This is a genomic window from Sphingomonas sp. Leaf62, from assembly GCF_001421915.1.
Taxonomy (GTDB): domain Bacteria; phylum Pseudomonadota; class Alphaproteobacteria; order Sphingomonadales; family Sphingomonadaceae; genus Sphingomonas.
In genome coordinates this window covers 110400-129274 of record NZ_LMLN01000013.1, presented here as the reverse complement: position 1 = coordinate 129274, position 18875 = coordinate 110400, and the positions used below count along the sequence as shown (strand labels likewise).

16 protein-coding genes are annotated in these 18875 nt (G+C 65.5%); 7 read left to right on the top strand and 9 right to left on the bottom strand.

What is annotated here, in order from left to right:
- Window positions 1-107: 107 nt before the first annotated feature.
- From ASE91_RS08455 to secB, 4 genes are all read right to left on the bottom strand, one after another.
- Entirely contained in the window at window positions 108-1739 is a 1632-nt protein-coding gene (locus ASE91_RS08455) for an alpha-D-glucose phosphate-specific phosphoglucomutase (protein WP_056624949.1), read from the bottom strand.
- Between the two features lie 103 nt (window positions 1740-1842).
- Entirely contained in the window at window positions 1843-2847 is a 1005-nt protein-coding gene (gene trpS, locus ASE91_RS08450) for a tryptophan--tRNA ligase (RefSeq protein WP_056624945.1), read from the bottom strand.
- Between the two features lie 12 nt (window positions 2848-2859).
- Window positions 2860-4440, bottom strand: coding sequence for a murein biosynthesis integral membrane protein MurJ (gene murJ, locus ASE91_RS08445; RefSeq protein WP_056624942.1), 1581 nt, complete (start codon window positions 4438-4440; stop codon window positions 2860-2862).
- 215 nt (window positions 4441-4655) lie between these two features.
- Entirely contained in the window at window positions 4656-5156 is a 501-nt protein-coding gene (secB, locus tag ASE91_RS08440; protein WP_056001935.1) for a protein-export chaperone SecB, read from the bottom strand.
- A 179-nt stretch (window positions 5157-5335) separates the two neighbouring features.
- On the opposite strand from secB, the gene ASE91_RS08435 reads away from it, so the two are divergent.
- The 4 genes from ASE91_RS08435 (at window position 5336) to ASE91_RS08420 (ending at window position 8964) form a co-directional block, all read left to right on the top strand.
- Window positions 5336-5980, top strand: coding sequence for a Tim44/TimA family putative adaptor protein (locus tag ASE91_RS08435; RefSeq protein ID WP_443024528.1), 645 nt, complete (start codon window positions 5336-5338; stop codon window positions 5978-5980).
- A gap of 5 nt (window positions 5981-5985) precedes the next feature.
- Entirely contained in the window at window positions 5986-7263 is a 1278-nt protein-coding gene (gene mltA / locus ASE91_RS08430; RefSeq protein WP_056624939.1) for a murein transglycosylase A, read from the top strand.
- Complete coding sequence (locus tag ASE91_RS08425) at window positions 7244-7786, top strand: Smr/MutS family protein (protein ID WP_056624936.1); 543 nt, start codon at window positions 7244-7246, stop codon at window positions 7784-7786. Before mltA ends, ASE91_RS08425 begins: the two co-directional genes overlap by 20 nt.
- Before the next feature lie 245 nt (window positions 7787-8031).
- Entirely contained in the window at window positions 8032-8964 is a 933-nt protein-coding gene (locus ASE91_RS08420) for a hypothetical protein (RefSeq protein ID WP_156357741.1), read from the top strand.
- Between the two features lie 50 nt (window positions 8965-9014).
- Here ASE91_RS08420 and ASE91_RS08415 read toward each other — a convergent pair whose 3' ends face one another.
- Entirely contained in the window at window positions 9015-9458 is a 444-nt protein-coding gene (locus tag ASE91_RS08415; protein ID WP_056624933.1) for a J domain-containing protein, read from the bottom strand.
- Between the two features lie 122 nt (window positions 9459-9580).
- Between ASE91_RS08415 and ASE91_RS08410 the strand changes: the two genes are divergently transcribed.
- The 3 genes from ASE91_RS08410 to ASE91_RS08400 all read left to right on the top strand — a co-directional run bounded on the left by ASE91_RS08410 (window position 9581) and on the right by ASE91_RS08400 (window position 13850).
- A complete protein-coding gene (locus ASE91_RS08410; protein WP_056624930.1) occupies window positions 9581-10321 on the top strand; it encodes a WecB/TagA/CpsF family glycosyltransferase in 741 nt (246 codons plus the stop codon).
- A 105-nt stretch (window positions 10322-10426) separates the two neighbouring features.
- A complete protein-coding gene (locus ASE91_RS08405) occupies window positions 10427-12574 on the top strand; it encodes a cellulase family glycosylhydrolase (RefSeq protein WP_056001919.1) in 2148 nt (715 codons plus the stop codon).
- Between the two features lie 286 nt (window positions 12575-12860).
- Window positions 12861-13850, top strand: a complete 990-nt coding sequence (locus tag ASE91_RS08400; protein ID WP_056624927.1) for a glycosyltransferase — start codon at window positions 12861-12863, stop codon at window positions 13848-13850.
- Window positions 13851-13889: 39 nt separating this feature from the next.
- Here the strand turns inward: ASE91_RS08400 and ASE91_RS08395 are convergent, their stop codons facing one another.
- From ASE91_RS08395 to ASE91_RS08380, 4 genes are all read right to left on the bottom strand, one after another.
- The gene (locus ASE91_RS08395) at window positions 13890-14756 is read right to left on the bottom strand and encodes a hypothetical protein (protein WP_156357740.1); all 867 of its coding nucleotides are present in this window, start codon (window positions 14754-14756) and stop codon (window positions 13890-13892) included.
- Window positions 14753-16123, bottom strand: coding sequence for a GNVR domain-containing protein (locus tag ASE91_RS08390; protein WP_056624921.1), 1371 nt, complete (start codon window positions 16121-16123; stop codon window positions 14753-14755). The genes ASE91_RS08395 and ASE91_RS08390 overlap by 4 nt, the downstream gene beginning before the upstream one ends.
- Complete coding sequence (locus tag ASE91_RS08385; RefSeq protein ID WP_056624918.1) at window positions 16120-17460, bottom strand: ATP-binding protein; 1341 nt, start codon at window positions 17458-17460, stop codon at window positions 16120-16122. The genes ASE91_RS08390 and ASE91_RS08385 overlap by 4 nt, the downstream gene beginning before the upstream one ends.
- 69 nt (window positions 17461-17529) lie before the next feature.
- Window positions 17530-18681 (bottom strand): GumK N-terminal domain-containing glycosyltransferase, encoded by a 1152-nt coding sequence (locus tag ASE91_RS08380; protein ID WP_056624915.1) that lies wholly within the window; start codon window positions 18679-18681, stop codon window positions 17530-17532.
- Window positions 18682-18875 lie beyond the last annotated feature (194 nt).

Sequence of the window (18875 nt, the reverse complement as noted above, 5' to 3'; positions counted from 1 at the left end):
TGGCCTGTTCTGCGCGGTCGCCGCCAGCGCAAGCGTCTCCCGATCGCAGAGGGGGTGCTGCGAACACTTCCCCTCCGCGCCCTCGCGCCTCCGCGTGAACCCCCTTCTTACGTAATAACGTCCGGCTCGTTGCGGCCGGTATGCTGCTGGATCGCGGCGAGCGTCTCGGCAGCGGCGACCAGCGGGGCCAGCGCGTCACCGGTTTCCTGCGCCAGATCGCCCTCGGCCGGTTCGTAGCGTTCGATATAGACACGCAGCGTCGCGCCTTGCGTGCCGGTGCCCGACAGGCGGAACACGATGCGCGATCCGTCGGCGAACAGAATGCGGATGCCCTGTTTGCGGCTGACCGATCCGTCGGTGCTGTCATGATAGGCGAAGTCGTCGGCCTCCGACACGGTCAGGTCGCCGATCATGGTGCCCGGCAGCGTGGCGAGACGATCGCGCAGCGACGCCACCAGCGCGTCGGCCCCCGCCTGTTCGACGCCCTCATAATCATGCCGCGCATAATAGTTGCGGCCATAGCGCGCCCAGTGGTCGGCCATGATCTCGGCGACCGGCTGGCGGCGGGCGGCAAGGATGTTGAGCCAGAGCAGCACCGCCCACAGCCCGTCCTTCTCCCGGACATGGTCCGATCCGGTGCCGGCGCTTTCCTCGCCACAAATGGTGACGAGGCCGGCGTCGAGTAGATTGCCGAAGAATTTCCAGCCGGTCGGCGTTTCGTACAGCGGCACGTTCAGCGCCTGCGCAACGCGGTCGGCGGCGGCGGAGGTCGGCATCGATCGGGCGATGCCGGCGATGCCGTCCTTGTAGGCGGGGGCAAGATGGGCGTTGGCGGCGAGCACCGCGAGCGAATCGGACGGGGTCACGAAGATGCCGCGGCCGATGATGAGGTTCCGGTCGCCGTCGCCGTCCGACGCCGCGCCGAACTCGGGCGCGTCGGCGGCCATCATCCGGTCGTACAGTTCATGGGCATGGACCAGATTGGGGTCTGGGTGATGCCCGCCGAAATCGGGCAGGGGGGTGCCGTTGACGACGGTACCCGGTGCGGCACCGAGACGGCGTTCGAGGATCTCGGTCGCATAGGGACCGGTCACTGCGCTCATCGCGTCGAACGACAGGCGGAAGCCGCCGGCGATCAGGTCGCGGATCGCGGCGAAATCGAACAGCGTCTCCATCAGGTCGGCATAGGCGGCGACCGAATCGACCACCTCGACGGTCATGCCGTCGACATCCTGTTCGCCGAGCGAATCGAGGTCGATGCCGGTCACGTCGCTGATGGCATAGCGGTCGATGTCGAGCGTGCGGGCATAGAGCGCGTCGGTGAAGCTTTCGGGGGCGGGGCCACCGTTCGACACGTTGTATTTGATGCCGAAGTCTTCGTCCGGGCCGCCGGGATTATGGCTGGCCGACAGGACAAGGCCGCCGATCGCACCGCGCCGGCGGATGACGTTCGAGGCGGCGGGGGTCGACAGGATGCCGCCCTGTCCGACGATCGCGCGGGCGAAGCCATTGGCGGCGGCCATGCGGATCGCGGTCTGGATGACGTCGCGGTTCAGATAACGGCCGTCGCCGCCGATCACCAGCGTAGCGCCGGCCTTTCCCTCGACCACGTCGAACACCGACTGGATGAAGTTTTCGGCGTAATGCGGCTGCTGGAATACCCGCACCTTCTTGCGCAGGCCCGACGTGCCGGGCTTCTGATCGGTAAAGGGCTTGGTGTCGACGGTGGTGCTGGTCACGAACGGCTTCCCCTGTAGTGGGTGTTCCCGAACGCATAAGGTGACGAAGGTGCCACGGACAACACATAATTATCCGTGGCATCCGATTAAATAAAACAAATATTCAAACTTGCAGCCCCAACGCCTGCTGCGCCGCCAACAGGGTAGGCCGGGCCAGCGCCTCGGCTTTCGCCGCGCCCTTGGCCAGTGTCGCTCCGACCGCCGCGCGATCGCCGAGCAGCGCCACCAGCCGATCGCGGATCGGGCCGAGCTTGGCGACCGCCAGATCGGCGAGCGCGGGCTTGAATGCGCCGAACCCCTGGCCGCCGAAGTTGGCGAGTACGTCCTGCGACGTCTCCCCCGACAGCGCGGCATAGATGGTGACGAGGTTGCGCGCCTCGGGCCGCTCCGCCAGCCCGGCGACTTCGGACGGCAGGGGTTCCGGATCGGTCTTGGCCTTGCGGAACTTGGCCATGATCTGATCGTCCGAATCGATCAGGTTGATGCGGCTCAGGTCCGACAGGTCGGACTTGGACATCTTGGCGGTGCCGTCGCGCAGGGACATGATGCGCGGCGTATCCTCGGGGATCATCGGTTCGGGCAGCGGGAACAGATCGACGTTGAAATCGAGGTTGAACTTGGTCGCGATGTCGCGCGCGAGTTCGAGATGCTGTTTCTGGTCCTCGCCGACCGGAACGTGCGTCGCCCGGTACGCAAGAATGTCGGCGGCCTGGAGCACCGGATAGGTGAACAGGCCGACACTGGCACCTTCGCGGTTCTTGCCGGCCTTGTCCTTCCACTGGGTCATGCGATTGAGCCAGCCGACGCGGGCGGTGCCGCCGAGAATCCATGCCAGCTCGCTATGCGCCGGCACCCGCGCCTGATTGAACAGGATCGAGCGGTCGGGATCGATGCCGGCCGCGAGCAAAGTCGCCGCCATCTCGATCGTGTTCGACGCCATTTCCTTCGGGTCCTGCGTCACGGTCAGCGCGTGCAGGTCGGCCAGGAAGAACAGGCAGACATCGTCGGCGCCCATCCGGTCCTGCAACCGTACCCAGTTGCGGATCGCGCCCAGATAATTGCCGAGATGAAGATTGCCGGTGGTCTGGATGCCGGAGACGACACGCATGTTTCTATCCTATCAGGCGGCGCGCCGACGCAGCAGCGCGCGGAGATCGGCCAGCCGGAACGCTCCGGTGGCAAGGCAGGCAAGGCCGTAGACGACGGCCCCGGCCCCGACCAGCGCGACCATGCCGATGATACGGGTCAGCACTTCGCCGGTGGTCCATGGCGCGACGATCCGGTCGGCGAAGAACAGCGCGGCACCCATCAACAGCGAAGCGATGGCGAAGCGCGGCAGGCGGTGGGTCAGTTGCCGGTCGAACGCGAAATGGCCCCGTCGCCGGAGCGTACCATAGAGCATGGCGAAGTTGACCCATGCCGCGACGGCGGTGGCGAGCGGCGGGCCGATATGGGCGATGGTCGGGATGAAGGCGAGGTTCAGGACGATGTTGATGACGATCGATATCATCGCGAACCGCACCGGCGTCCGCGTATCCTCGCGCGCATAGAAGCCGGGCGTCATCACCTTGATGAGGACATAGGCGGGCAGGCCGAGCGAGAAGGCGGCCAGCGACTGGGCGCTGCGCAGCGTATCCTCGGGACCGAAGGCACCATGCTGGAACAGCGCCCGGAGGATCGGTTCGGCGACGGTCAGGAAGGCGATGGTCGCGGGCAGCGTCAGCAACAGTGCCAGTTCGATGCCGCGATTTTGGGTGTCCATCGCCGCCGCGTCTTCCCTGCGCGCCAGTTGCCGCGAAATGGTGGGCAGCAGGATCGTGCCGAGACCGATGCCGATCAGCCCGAGCGGCAACTGGTTCAGCCGGTCGGCATAATAGATGTAGGAGATCGATCCCTGATCGAGCAGCCGCCCCGACAACGCGGTCGAGATCAGCAGGTTGATCTGCATCGCGCCCGCGCCGATCGCGGCGGGGACGATCAGGCGCAGCATCTCGCGCACTTCCGGCGTCAGGCGCGGGCGTTGCGGGCGGAGCGACACGCCGGCCTGACGACAGGCGAACATCACCCAGCCGAGCTGCAACGCGCCACCGACGGTGACCGCCCATGCCTGTACCCGCGCCGTCGCGTACGGGTCGGGGCCGTGGAAGAACAGCAGCCCGGCGACCATCGCGACGTTCAGCAGGATGGGTGCTGCGGCATTGACCCAGAATTTATCGAGCGAATTGAGGATCGCGCCGAGCAGCGACACGATCGAGATCAGCAGCAGATAGGGAATGGTGATCCGCGACAGCATGACCGCATAGGCGAATTGTTCGGTCGTCGGGTTCTTGAACCCGCCCGATAGCAGATAGGTGAGCGGCCATGCGGCGATCAGCATCACGACCGTCGCGGCGACCAGCACCGGCAGCAGTACCGACAGCACCGCCTGCGCAAAGCCGAGCGCGGCGGGCAGCCCCTGACCCTCCGCCGCCGCATCACCCTCGGCCACCTTTTTGTTGAAGAGCGGCACGAAGGCGGCGTTGAACGCCCCTTCGGCAAACAAGGCGCGGAACATGTTGGGCAGGCGAAAGGCGACGAGGAACGCGTCCGACGCGAACCCCGCGCCGACGAACGTGGCTTGGAGCGAGTCGCGACCCAGCGCCAGCACGCGGCTGGCCAATGTCAGCCCGCCGACCGACCCCAGTGATTTCGCGAGTTTCATGCCGTCAGTCCGCGGCCGTGCTCATCAGGACCGATCGACATTGAACGACTCCATCTTGTTTCGTCATTCCCGCGGAGGCGGGAATCCATGGCCGCTACGGTTTCCAATGGATTGGCGACCTCTGCGCATATGGACTCCCGCCTGCGCGGGAGTGACGACAGGACGTCCGTCGGTCACAGCCCCGCGCGGCGGACGGAATGTCGATCGGCTCCAGTTCAGGCGTGGCCGGCGACTTCGCCGAGCGCGCCCTGCTGTTCGGCCTGCGACAGATAGAGCTGCGCGAAGTCGATCGGTTCGAGCAGCAGCGGCGGGAAGCCGCCATCGCGCACCGCATCGGCCAGCACGCGGCGGGCGAAGGGGAACAGGATGCGGGGGGCTTCGCCGAGCAGGAAGGGTTGCAGATGTTCGGCCGGAATGTTGCGCAGGCCGAACAGGCCGGCGAACGACAGGTCGACCAGATACATGACCTGATCCTCGACCTCGGCACGCGCTTCGATCTTCAGCACGACTTCGTGGACATCGTCGCCGACCTGGTTGGCGCCGATGTTGAACTGCACGTCCAGCTTGGGCTGACCGGCGATCTGATAGACGCCCGGCGCGCCGGGATTTTCGAACGAGAGGTCCTTGACGTATTGCGTGATGACGTTGACCGCCGGCTGGCTGTCGTCCCCGTTGGCAAAAGCGTCGATGCCGCCTGCGGCGTTCTGTTCGTCCATGTCGATCCCTGTCGGCTCGGGCGGATAGCTTTGGCGCTTCCCGCGTTAAGATGGCGCGGACTAGCAGCGGCCCGACCACGATTCAACGGGTCGACCACCCGGGCGAACGTAAGGCCGTCACGCCGTTTGTATCCGCGCTCGTTCGGTCCTATGTCCGATCGATGGAAGGAAGTGAAGGCATGGTGGTTTTTGTCGTCCTGCTCGCGATGGTCGCGGCGTTTCTCGCAATGCGGCTCTATGCCGTGCTGGGGAAGCGTACCGGTCATGAACCCTTGCCGCGCACCGCGGACGAGCGGATTGCGACGCCCGCGACCGCACGCCCGATCGAAGTGACGCCCGAAGCGCGTGTGCTGGGTCCGCGTCATGTCGACAGCGGGGCCGAAAGCGGTCTGCGCGCGCTGATCGCCGCCGACCCGTCGTTCGACGTCGCGCAGTTCGTCGAAGGGGCGAAGTCGGCCTATCGCATGATCCTCGAAGCCTTCTGGAAGGGCGATGAGGCAACGCTGGAGTGGCTGACCGAGCGCGATGTGCGGGACGCGTTCGCGCAGGCGATCGCCGATCGCAACGCGGCGGGCCATGTCCTCGACAACCGGCTGGTATCGATCGAACGCGCGGTCGTGACCGAGGCGTCTGTCGAAGGTGGCGTGGCGCGCGTATCGGTGCGCTTCGATGCCGATATCGCCGCGATCACCCGCGATGCCGACGGCAATATCGTCGCGGGCTCGATGTCCGACGCGGTCGAGACGCATGACGTCTGGACGTTCCTGCGGGTGCTCAAGAGCAACGACCCGAACTGGAAGCTTGCCGATACCGACGAAGCCTGACGTCGATGCGCAAAGGGGGATTGGCGGCGCTTGCCGCGCTGCTGCTGGTTGGCTGTTCGAATGCGATCGTGCCGCGGGGCGTGGAGACGACGACGTCGGCGCGTCCTGCCGCCCGCGCTCAGGCACCGGTGCAGCGCCCGGTTGCGGTTCGTCAGCCGACCGGTGCGGTCCCGCTGCCGCCGATTACCGGCGGCACTGCGGTCGATGGCGCTGCCACGGCGCTTGCGGCGGGGGTCGTTGCCGGACCGCCGGTCGCGACGCTGCCACTGACCGAAGAATCTGCCGCGCGCGCGCTGGCGGCGTTTCGCATCTCCTGTTCCTCGCTGGTGCGGCGGACCGATCCGACCGGGCTGACGCAGGGGGCCGACTGGCAGGGCGCGTGTGATGCGGCACGGTCGACAGGGACGGGGCAGGCGCGGGCATTCTTCGGGCAATGGTTCGAAACCGCGCAGGTAGGCGACGGCAAGGCGTTCGCCACCGGCTATTACGAACCGGAAATCCACGGATCGCGAACGCGGCAACCGGGCTATGAAACACCGGTCTATGGTGTGCCGGGCGATCTGGTCGAGGCCGATCTCGGCCTGTTTTCGACCGATCTGAAGGGCAAGCGGGTTCGCGGTCGGGTCGATGGCGCGAAGCTGATACCCTATTATGATCGAACGGCGATCGAGGAAGGCGCGCTGGCCGGACGCGGCCTCGAAATCGCGTGGGCGGCCGATCCGGTCGAGATGTTCTTTTTGCAGGTACAGGGTTCGGGGCGGCTGCGGCTGCCCGATGGCGGAGTCATGCGCATCGGCTATGCCGGGCAGAATGGTCGCGACTATACCGGCATCGGCAAGCTGATGCGTGACCGCGGGCTGATCGGGCCGGGGCAGGCGTCGATGCAGGGGCTGATGGCGTGGCTGCGCGCCAATCCTGAACAGGGGCGCGCGGTGATGCGCGAGAACAAGAGCTTCGTGTTCTTTCGCGAACTGACCGGGCCGGGGCCGCTGGGCGCGATGGGCCTGCCAGTGACCGGCAATGCCAGCGTGGCGACCGATGTCCGCTTCGTGCCGCTGGGCGCGCCGGTGTTCCTGTCGATGGATCGCACCGATGCCTCCGGCCTGTGGGTGGCGCAGGATACCGGCGGCGCGATCAAGGGCACCAATCGTTTCGATACGTTCTGGGGGGCGGGCGACGAAGCGCGGGCGATCGCGGGCGGCATGAGCGCGCGCGGCACGGCGTTCCTGCTGGTGCCGATCGGAACCGTTGCACGGATCGCGAGTGGCCGGCCGACGCCTTGATCCGGGTGAGGCGGCGCTGTGGGCGCGGGTCGTCGCGGCGGTAAAGCCGCTGCACGGCGCGCGACCCGTCGCTCCTCTCGCCGTGCTGGAACAACATGGTGCACCCAGACCCAAACCGACTCGTCCGGTCGTGGCACCCGCCCTCAAGCCCGCGCGCGGGGCACGGACGCCCGGCGATACGCTCGACGCCAGCTGGGACCACAAGCTTGCGCGCGGGCTGGTCAGTCCCGATGCGACCATCGATCTGCACGGCCACACGCTGGCGGCGGCCCATGCCCGGCTCGATCAGGAACTGGGACGGGCTATCGTGCGGGGCGACCGGGTGTTGCTGGTCGTGACCGGTCGACCGCCGCGTGCCGAATCCGAACGACCCCATGCCCGCGGGGCGATTCGGGCCGCAATCGGCGACTGGATCGCGGCTGGCCGCCATGTCGACCGCATCGCATCAATTCGCGGTGCCCATCCAAGGCATGGCGGAGGGGGTGCGCTCTACCTAATATTGCGGCGCAACCGGACGGGTTGAAAATTGCCACAGGCGGCCTGTCTGCGGTCCGTGGTAACCAGCGGATTCCCCGTCGGAAATGGCCAAAGTCAAGGGATCGTAACGCATACGTACTGATCCCGATATCGTTTGCGGGAACCAGTTGCATTTCAACTAGTTGGTCCCGGTTTGGTACATTTTTGCCACGCTTGTGCTGTCCCGCAACAAGACATATGTAAAAGCCTGTCTCCGACCGGGAACGAAATGGTTACTCGACAGTAAATGCGGTGCTCGTCGAGGAGACGTTGCTGACCCGGGGGAAGACATTCGACAAACCTGTTTCCTGCCTGTGTGCGGAAAAAGGGGGACTGAATGGTGCAGGGAGTCGATCGTCGACCACCGCGCACCTCCGGGGCAACAAGGAGGATTATTTTATGGCTTTCGGTGATAACAGTGTTCTGATCACGACTGCGACCCAGCAGAACGTGGTCGCCAACGGCAACAGCGACACCTACCAGGCAGCAGACGGCGCGAATGCGTTCGTGATCGCAAACGGCAATGTCGGTAACGACCTGTTCCTCGGCTGGGGCGCGAACGACTCGATCATCAACAACCGTCAGATCTTTGACGGAAATGGCGATGGCTTCATTCAGTTCGGCTCGAACGGCGTTCTCGACATCGATCGCGTCAGCCGCCGCAACGCCGGTCAGGACCAGCTGCAGCTCGCCGGTGAAAACGCCAACATCACCGAACTGCGCTATCTCGGTGAAAAGAACGGCGGCTACGTCTATGCCGACTCGGCAACGCTGAAGAACCTGTGGGAACCCTTCGGCCGCACCAACGTGATCGAAGGCACGGTCGGCGACAACTCGTTCAACATGGCAGGCGGCGCCAAGGTGCTGTTCCATGACAACGCGCTGGGTCTGAACCTCGGTGGCGACACGATCAGCAACTTCGGCAGCGACGATCTGCTCGTCAGCACGTCGATGATCTTCGACAGCGACATGAACGACACCGTCACCTTCGGCAAGAACGGCGTGCTCGACATTTCGGGTTCGACCGGTCCTGCGGCGACCGACCCGATGGGTGGCCCGGGCGGCCAGCTGGGCTTCACCGATCAGACGTCGGTCAAGTATCTCGGTTCGAACGAAATCGGTGGCGTGACGTATTACTATTACGGCACGACCGACTCGACCTTCGACCCGACCCCGAGCGCGTAAGCGTCTCTCCGGTAACGGACGGAAAGCCCGGCACGAAAGTGTCGGGCTTTTCATTGTTCCGGCCCGATGACCGCCGCTGCGATTGCGGCGCCGTCGCCCCGGTCGCGCTGATAGGCGCGGATATCAGGGGAAAGCACATAGGCGACGAGGGCGAGCGCAACGGCCGCCGACGCACCGTCGCGGACCCGCACGGCCCGGTATCGCGATCGAGACACCGCAGCGCGATCCGAAGTCCGGCGAACGGATTGTCGCCGTTCGGTTCCGGGCGGCATCGGTCGCATGACATTCCGTCGGTCGGCGATCCGACGCCGTTCGGGATCGGATAGCGTGCGGTAGGCGCTGATGATCGCCGCTGCGCGGTCGGCGGCATCGGCATCGCACGACCGGTCGGGATGCCAGCGCGCGATCATCCGGCGAAAGGCGCGCTTGATCTGGTCCGGATCCGCTCCACGATCGATATCGAGTACCGTATAGGGATCGGCAGTATCGGTCATCGGCCCGCCTCGATTGACTATCCGTCCGAGGCATTGCTACGAGCGCGGTTGCGGGGCGGTTGAGCAACAGGCTTAGCGCCGGGTTCACCATAGTGCGCACATACCAACCCGACGGAGCAGGAATGATCGAGGCGGAAACCAGCAGGATCGGCCCGGTCGACATCGCCGTTCTGACGTTCGACGAAGCGGTTGCGGCGGTCGACGACCGTATCGACGCGGCCGATGGCGGCAGCGTCACCTTTTGCAACGCGCACAGCGTCAACCTGGCGCGCGTCGACCGGCGGCTGGTCGATGCCTATTCCGACAGCCTCGTGCTGAACGACGGGATCGGCGTCGATATGGCACGCAAGCTGTTATACGGTGCGCCGTTCCCGGCGAACGTCAATGGCAGCGACTTCATCCCGATCTTCTTCGAACGGAGCCGCCACGACCTGCGCCTGTTTCTTCTCGGCAGCCGGCCGGGCATTGCCGCACAGGCAGGCGCGATCATCACCGAGCGTTATCCGCGACATCGGATCATCGGCGTGCGCGACGGCTATTTCAAACCGGACGAAGAGCCAGCGCTGGTCAACGAGATTGCGCGATCGGGTGCGAACCTGCTGATCATCGGCATGGGCCAGCCGCGCCAGGAGATTTTTGCGGCGGAACATGCGGCAAAGATCGGGATGGCATCGATGAGCGTAGGCGCGTTCCTCGACTTTACCTCGGGTGCGATTCCGCGTGCGCCGGGCTGGCTGCGTGCGGCCCGGCTGGAATGGGTCTACCGCCTCGCGCTGGAGCCGCGGCGCATGTTCGACCGCTATGTCCTCGGTAATCCCCGGTTCATCCTCGGCGTCCTAAAGGATCGCAGGCGTAACGACTAAAATGTGATGAACGACGTGTTAGCCGGATCACGCAACCGATTATCGACAGGCCTGGAAGCATAAAGACCGGGAAGGTCGCAAACTGCGACGGCTGCGGGGTCTGAAATGCTTGGTATCAACCTGTCTGGTGCGGAGTTCGGCAAGGGCGACCGCTATGGCTATGACTATGTCTACCCATCGCTGAAGGATCTGACCTTTTACGCGCAAAAGGGTATCGAACTCGTTCGTCTTCCGGTGAAGTGGGAACGTCTGCAGGACAAGCTGGGCGGGCCGCTCGACGAGCAGGAAATGGCGCGGCTGACCAAGTTCCTCGACAATGCCCAGAGCCTGGGCATCAAGGTCGTCGTCGACGTCCACAATTTCGGACGCTTTGCCGGCAAGGCGATCGGCACGGCCGATGTTCCGGTCGAGAAGTTCGCCGATTTCTGGGCGAAGCTGGCCGATGCCATCGGCGACAAGCCGGCGGTGTATGGCTATGACCTGATGAACGAGCCGCACAACATGCCGAACAAGACGGTGTGGCCGGCGGCAGCGCAGGCGGCGGTCGATGCGATCCGGGCGCTGGGCGACAAGACCACGATCTTCGTCGAGGGCGAGAGCTGGGCCAATGCGACCAATTGGGGTTCGAACAACCCCAATCTGGACATCAAGGATCCGGCCGACAACATCGTCTACGAAGCGCATCTCTACCTCGACAAGAATCAGTCGGGTACCTATGCCGGCAGCTACGATCAGGAAGGGGCCACCGCCGATATCGGCGTAAAGCGCTTGCAGGCGTTCGTCGCGTGGCTGGAGGAAAAGGGCGCGCGCGGCTTCATCGGCGAATTCGGCGTCCCCTCGGACGATCCGCGCTGGCAGGTCGCGCTCGACAACATGCTCGACGCGATGAACGATTACGGCCTGTCGGGCACCTATTGGGGCGCAGGCAAGTGGTTCAACGGCTATAATGTCGGCCTGCTCGACAAGAATGGCAACGGGAAGGCGTCGCTCGACACCTTGCTGGCGAACCTGGCCGATGGTCGTGATGTCGGGCTCGCGCAGTTGTGGGCCCCCGATCCGGTCTCGACCGGTACGGTCAATAGCACGACGTCGGTGCCGCGGATCGGCACCGCCGCAAATTACGACAAGGTCGATTTCTCGACCGCCACGGCAGGTGTCACCGTCAAGCTCGACGGCGTGAAATATGTGTCGATCGAGGAAGTGGTCGGCAGCAATTTCAAGGACGTGCTGATCGGTGACAATGCCGCCAACACCCTGATCGGCGGCAAGGGCAACGACGTGCTCGACGGCGGGGCGGGGGCCGATATCCTGACCGGCGGCCTCGGCGACGACGTCTATTATGTCGATAACGCCCGCGACGTGCTGACCGAGCGGGTCGGCGAGGGCCATGACGTGGTTCATGCCACCGTGGACTGGGTTCTCGGCAATTCGTTCGAGGATTTGAAGCTCGACGGCACCGCGATCAGCGGCACCGGCAACAAGCTGGACAACGTCATCATCGGCAACGCGCTGGGGAATATTCTGAACGGTGGCTGGGGCGATGACGTGCTCGACGGTCTGGGCGGTGCGGACCGCCTGATCGGCGGCACCGGCAACGACACCTATTATGTCGACAATGTCGGCGACGAGACCGTCGAGGCGTACAAGGCCGGCAACGACACCGTCATCGCGACGATCGACTGGACGCTCGCCGCCAATGTCGAGAACCTGACGCTGTCCGGTGGGGCACGGCGCGGGACGGGCAACGGCAGCGACAACAAGCTGACCGCCAACGACGCCGGCAATTACCTGTACGGATTGAAGGGCGACGACATCCTGACCGGCGGCGCCGGCAAGGACTGGCTGGAAGGCGGCGAGGGTGAGGACAGGCTGTCCGGCGGGGCCGGCGACGACATCCTGACCGGCGGCACCAATCGCGACTGGCTGACCGGTGGAGCCGGGCGCGACACCTTCCGCTATCTCGCCGGCAACGAATCCAAGGGCAGCACGATGGACCGCATCCTCGATTTCACGCGCGGCGAGGACGTCATCGACCTGTCGGCATTGGACGCCAACAGCAAGATCGGCGGCAATCAGGCGATGACCTTCATCGGCACCGCCGAATTCGGTCGGAAGGCCGGGCAACTCCGCTACGAAGTGATCGACGATTACACGCAGGTCGAAGTCGATCTGAACGGCGACGGCAAGGCGGATTTCGGCATCCGGCTGGAAGAGTTCCACTACAAGCTGGCGGCCAGCGACTTCATCCTCTGATCGACGATCTGCGTCGCGCCGACGATACCGTTCGTCCCCCAGGGAGACGGACGGTATCGTCATGCCGGAGACGGGTAGCTGCACGCACTTGCTGCCGTGGGAACGAAGCCGTACATCGACCATTCCGCCTGCATCGGTCATCGCGGAAAAAAGACGGGCAGCCATCGCTATCGAAGTCCGGCGGACTGCAGGCGGAGTGTCTCGTACTTGCAGGCCAGACTTTGCGCGCGGCATGGCCTGCGGTGCCGGTAAGGACGGTCGCGACAGGACGATAGAGGGAAAGCGAATGACCGACCTGCCCCGCGTGTCGGTGGTGAGTGCCTTCTACAATCGTGGCAGCCGGGTGAGGGAATCGGTCGGTACCATCCTGGCGCAGACCTATCCGAACCTCGAACTGGTGATCGTCGACGACGGATCGACCGACGATACGCTGGCGCAGCTAAAGATGTTCGACGATCCTCGCCTCAAAATCATCTCGCGCGACAATCGCGGCTTCGTTGCCTCGATCAACGAAGCCATCCGGGCGAGCAGCGGCGCGATCGTCGCCATCCATGGTTCGGGCGATCTGTCCTTTCCCGACCGGATCGCGCGACAGGCGCAGGTGCTGGTCGACGATCCGTCGGTCGGCGTGGTCGGATGCTGGGTCGAGGATGACGAGACGGTAGGGGACGGGACGCTGGTATTCCGGCCACCCGCCGGCCTGCCGTTTCACGAGGTCCTGCTGGGCCGCAACCTGTTCACTCATGGCGAGACGATGTTCCGCCGGGCGTTGTACGATCGGGTCGGCGGTTACCGCGAGTTTTTCCGCTATGCGCAGGATCGCGACCTGTGGCTGCGCATGTCGCGCCATACCGATTATGCGATCGTTCCCGACATCCTGTACCGGCGGTTCAAGCCGGCGGGCGGGGTCAGCGCCGATCCGCAAAAGCTGGTGCTGCAGGCCTATCTGTCGGACTTCGCCGTGCAATGCGCGCTGGCGGTGGACCGGGGGGAGGACGATCCGATCGACCGGCATGGATATCTTGCCCCGTTCCTCCGCCAACGACCGGAAGTACTGGCGCGCAAGCTCGCCTGGTATGGCGCGCGCTTGATGGTGAAGGGCGATTTCGCGCGGGGGTGGCCGGTGATCGAACAGGCACGGCGCGAAGCGGGAAGCTGGCAGGTGCGGATGATCCACGCTTTGGCCGGGCTGCACACGTCGCCGGCGATCTGGGAGCGAATCGGGCGGCCGGTTCTGGCGCAGCGGCTGGCCTATTTTCGCCAGTCCGACGACTGACCGGGCAGGACGGCTCCGCGAGCCCGTCCTGCCCGCAGTTCAGCGGATCAGGATGCTGCCGAGAACCGGTACGTCGGCCGCTTCGAGGCGCGGCAACAGCGCGTCGAGCGCGGCAAAGGGCGTCTGGGTGCGTTCGATCACCAGCAGCAGCCCATCGGCGCCACGCGCGATCGCGGCGATCATTTCGGGCGGCTGATGACCGGCGTCGACGATCGCGAAGCGATGGCCGAGGCGGATGGCGCGGATCTGTTCGACCAGTGAGACGCGCTCGACCGTCTCCGGCAGCGCGGCGATTGCCGGGCCGGCGGCGATCAGCGACAGGTTCGGCACCGGCGTCTCGGTCACGGTCGCTTCGCGGTCCTCGGCACCGGACAGGAGCGAGGTGACGCCTTCGACCGGGTCGACCGCGAACAGGCTGTGATGGGTAGGGGCGGCGAAGTTCGCATCGACCAGCAGCCCCGGTTGGCCAAGCTGTGCGACGAGCGTCGCCAGGTTCGCGGCGACGCCCGGCGCATCGTCGGTCCCGACCGCCGCGACGACGATCACGCGCAGGTCACCGCGTTCGAGATCCTCGATCGCGAACAGGCTGGAGCGCAGCGCACGCAGCTTTACGGTCAATGGATTGTCGGGATCATAGGCGGCGACGACGGCGCGGCTGACGCCGGTGGCGTCGGGATCGATCAGCGTGCCTGCCTCGGCCCGCGTCGCCAGCGTACGCTGAACCTGTTCGGGCAGGACGACGCCAAGGTCGACGACTGCTTCGGTGAAGCTGGCCCCGGTCCGTGCGCGATACGCCTCGATCCGGTCCAGTTCCTCGCGACCCAGCCGGTTGGCGTCGATCAGCGCAGTTTCAACGTCGCTGTAGCGATCCGCAGCTGACCGCGACGTGCTGGAACGCAACCTCATGCCGATGCTTCCTTTCCGGCGAAACCAACATTGACCGAACCACGGCTGAGATCGACCAGTACCGGCAATCCGGTCGCCCGTTCGAACCCGTCGATGGTGCGTACGCGGGGCCGGCGCCATTCGAGGAACAGCGCGAGGATGATCCCGGCAAAGATGCCGCCGACGATGCCGAGCAGCACCCGCAAGCCGACATCCGGGCTGGACGGTAGCGTTGGCGCGGTCGCCCGGTCGAGCACACTGACGTTGGTCTGCGGAATTTCGCTCTGCAGGCGGACTTCGTTCAATCGCGCGGTGACCGCGTCATAGGCAGCGCGCGACGAATCGACGTCGCGTTGCAGCACCGCCATTTCGTCCTGCGCGCTGGCCAGCCGCAGCACCCGCTCGCGCTGTGCCGCGACCAGGCCACGCAGATTGGCCTCGCGCGCCGAGGCGGCGGCGCTGTCGGTGCGCACCGCGTCGACGACCGTGCCGACGGCCTGCCCACGCCGGGCGCGCAATTCGGCGATCTGTGCCTGTGCCGCGACGACCATCGGATGGTTCGGGCCAAGCGACTGACGCAATTGTTGCAATTCCGCCGACTTGGTCGCGATCTGCCCGTCCAGCCCCTGTACGACGGCGGATTGCTGTGCCGAGGACGACGATCCGACCGAGGTGTTGGCGCGGGCACGGGACTGGGCGGTTTCCGCCTGCGCCGTGGTCATCTGTTGCGACAGTTCGCTCAGCTGCGCCTGTTCGATGTCGAACCGGCCGGCGCCGACGAGGCCGCGTGCCTGCTGGAAGCCGCTGAGGCGACGCTGCGCCTGTTCCAGACGGTCGCGCGCCTCGTTGATCTGCGACCGGAACCACTGCGAATAGACGCGGGCCGGATCGATGCGCAGCTGCAACTGCGTCTGCACATAGGCCTCGGCAAAGGCGGTCGCGAGCTGGGCGGCTTTTTCGGGGTCGGCACTCTTGTAGTTGAGCGACAACACATTGGTCGTGCGGGTAGTCACCACTTCGAGCGGGGCGACCAGCCGGCGGCCGATCCATTCGCGCAGGCCGATGCGTTGTTCGCCCGATTCGCGGTAGCGCCGGATCAGGTCGGGATCCTTGTCGTACCCGAGCTTTTCGGCGACACGCTGCGCGACGACGCCCGACCGGATGATGTCGACCTGCGTACCCAGCACCGACGCCGACGCCTTGGCAGCGCCGTTGCCGCCAGCGACCGGATCGGATTGCTGCAGATCGAACAGCAGGGTCGACGATGCGGTGTAGGTGCGCGGCGACTGCCACGTCCAGATCGCGACTGCGACGATGCAGGCGAGCGCGACGAGCGCGACCAGCCGCCAGCGGCTTTTCAGCGACTCGAGATAGTCCCAGACATTCATTGCATGGTTCCTTCGTCGGCGGCCGATGCGGAGGCAGTGCCCGTCCGCGTCGTCACGCACATCGCCAGCAGCAATTGCGGCGCGAGCACGTCGTCGAACGCCAGCCGCTGCGATCCTTCCTGCATCCGACCGAGCGCGGGGGCGAAACTTTCGATCAAGTGGGGCACCTGCGCCGGATCATGGCCGTCGCGGATCAGGGCGTCGGTCAGGTCGGCGACGGTGAATTCGAGGTGGTTGGCGCAAGCGCGCGCAAAGCTTTCGAGCAGCGCGATCGGATAGCGGCGTTCGCCGATCAGCCGCGTGAACAGTTCGTCGTCGCGCGGATTGGTCGTCCGCCAGACCGCCTGCGCGCGGCGCAGCCCCTCGGTCATCGCCGCATCGTCGACCTCCTGCTGCCCGCGATCGATCGCGACCAGACAGGCCTGCAGGCTGAACAGCCGCATGTGATAGGGCGAACCGCATGCCGCCCAGCGCAGTGCTTCCAGCGCGCTCGTCGTCATCGTCAGGCCGATGGCGTTGCTGGTCAGGCGGATGAAATTCTTCACCTCGGCATCGGCGATCGGTTTCAGCCCGACCGCGGTCAGGTGGCGGCGGACCGAAGCATGGACGTCGATCAGTTCGCTGACGTCGCCCGAGATGCCGACGAACAGCAGCCGCACCCGCGACCGCATGTCGGACAGCAGTTTCAGCAGCAACGCCAGCTGCGCCTTGGTCTCGGTATCGTCGAGCCGGTCGAATTCGTCGAGAATGAAGACGACGTCGTCGCGGTCGGCCCGCGCCAGCAGCGCAGCGACCGCGCGCGGCGTCGGCGCGGCCGACAACAGGTCGATCGCCTTGGTATATTCGTCCCCGCGCAACCCGAACGGGGCGGGGCCGAGTTCATGGAGATAGGGCAGGATCACCTGACCGAAGTCCCCGGTGCCGGCGCACGACAGATAGATGATCGTGGCGCCGCGCGCGTCGGCCATATCGCCGAATACGCGGACCAGCGATGTCTTGCCGCTGCCGCGCGGGCCGTGGATCACGGCGTGCATGCCCGATTCGAGCACCGCCTCGCGCAGCGTCGTCAGTTCGAGCTCCCGCCCGAACAGGTCGCGTGGATTGTCGACCGGCTGATTCGCGCCGAACAGGCGGACGGCGAGTGCGCGGGTACGCTCGATACGGCGTTCGGGCGACATGTCGGGGGTGGCGGCCCGGGCCGGTGTCGTCGGCGCGCGGGGGACCGGCGGGCGCGAAGCCTGCGCCGCGACCTTCAGCGGGCTGGGCAGCATCCGGCCGGTATCACCGTTGAGCTTTCGCATTAGCAGACGGACGCGCGCCATCAGTTGATCGAACATTCCGCCTCCTTCCCCGCGGGCTGGCGCTGGCCAGTCCGGACCTTGCATCGCATAAACGTCATCAAATGCCTATCGGTTCGAATGCGGTAGGGCGTGGCCCGGCAACGCGGTGTCCGGATAGCGTTCGGGGTGCAGCAACCGTTCGCCGATCCCGTCCCATGTCGGGAAAGCGCGCGGTGCCACGCTGCCCGCTGCCGCCAGCGCATCGCGTATTGCCGCCCCGATCGATACGGCATCGTCGTTACGATACCCGAAACGCGACGCGACATCGCCGCACGCGAAATCAGGACAAACGGCGGGCAGGCCGAGATATTCGTACTGTGCGAGCTTCAGACTGGACTCCGCCAGATATTCGACGCCGGCCGCGCGGTGATAGGGGGCAAGTCCGATCGTCGCATGACGCAGATAGGGCAGGGTCGCGCGGAACGGCATTTCGTCGTGCAGGATGACGTTGGGTGGCGCGTCGAACGTCGCGCCGCTGCCGATCACGTGGAATTGCACATCGGGAAACGCCGGTGCAGCGATGCGGAAGAAATTCTGGTCGAACAGCATCGCCCCGACCGACACCGCGTTCACCGTGCCGGGCGCGTACGGATTGACGCCGTCGTCGACGAAATCGTCGGGATCGATGCCGAAGCCGATCCGCGTCAGCCGGTCGGTCGCCCAGCCGAAATCCTCCGCCATCACGCTGGAGCGCAGGCTCACGTGGTGGACCAGCGCACCATCGACCTCCAGCCGCTGGCGGACATAGGGATGGGCTCCGACGGTATCGAGCCGGTCGGTCGCGTAATATATGATCCGCGCGGTCGGGTTCAGCCGGCGCATCCGCCGCAGCATCACCGCTGCGACCGTCGCCTCGACCACCAGATAATCGGCCTCCGCGAACATCCGGTCGACGTCGCGATTGGGCAGTTCGGCATAGAGCGGGAACAGCGTGCCCATCACCTTGTCGCCCAGCTTCGATCCCGTGGCAAATGGGTGGAAGGCGGTGCGCCACAGATAGCAGCGGATATTGTCGACCGTTTCGAAGCGGTTGGCCCGGTCCCACAGGAACAGTCGCGAATCACCCTTGCGCCGCGACAGCCGGCTGAACCGCGTCGACAGGAAGGTGACGTCGTACCCGGTATTGGCCAGCGCCTTGGCGATCGGGTGGATGCTCGCCCGCTTGGCGGTGCGATAATCGTGAAACGCGGACACGAACACGACCCGTCCCTTGCTCATGTCGCGCTCCCTGTGGCGTACTGCGCGCATTCTCGATCCGCGCGTTCGGCGACGCAATGGCTTGCCACGCGCGCAGGGTCAATGGTGCGACGTCAAAATGATGCCGCAGTGCAGCATTGGATATACTTTTCGCGGCGCAGTCGATAGTTACGGCGACCCGATCGGGCGATCGGACCAGTTGCGTGCCGGATACC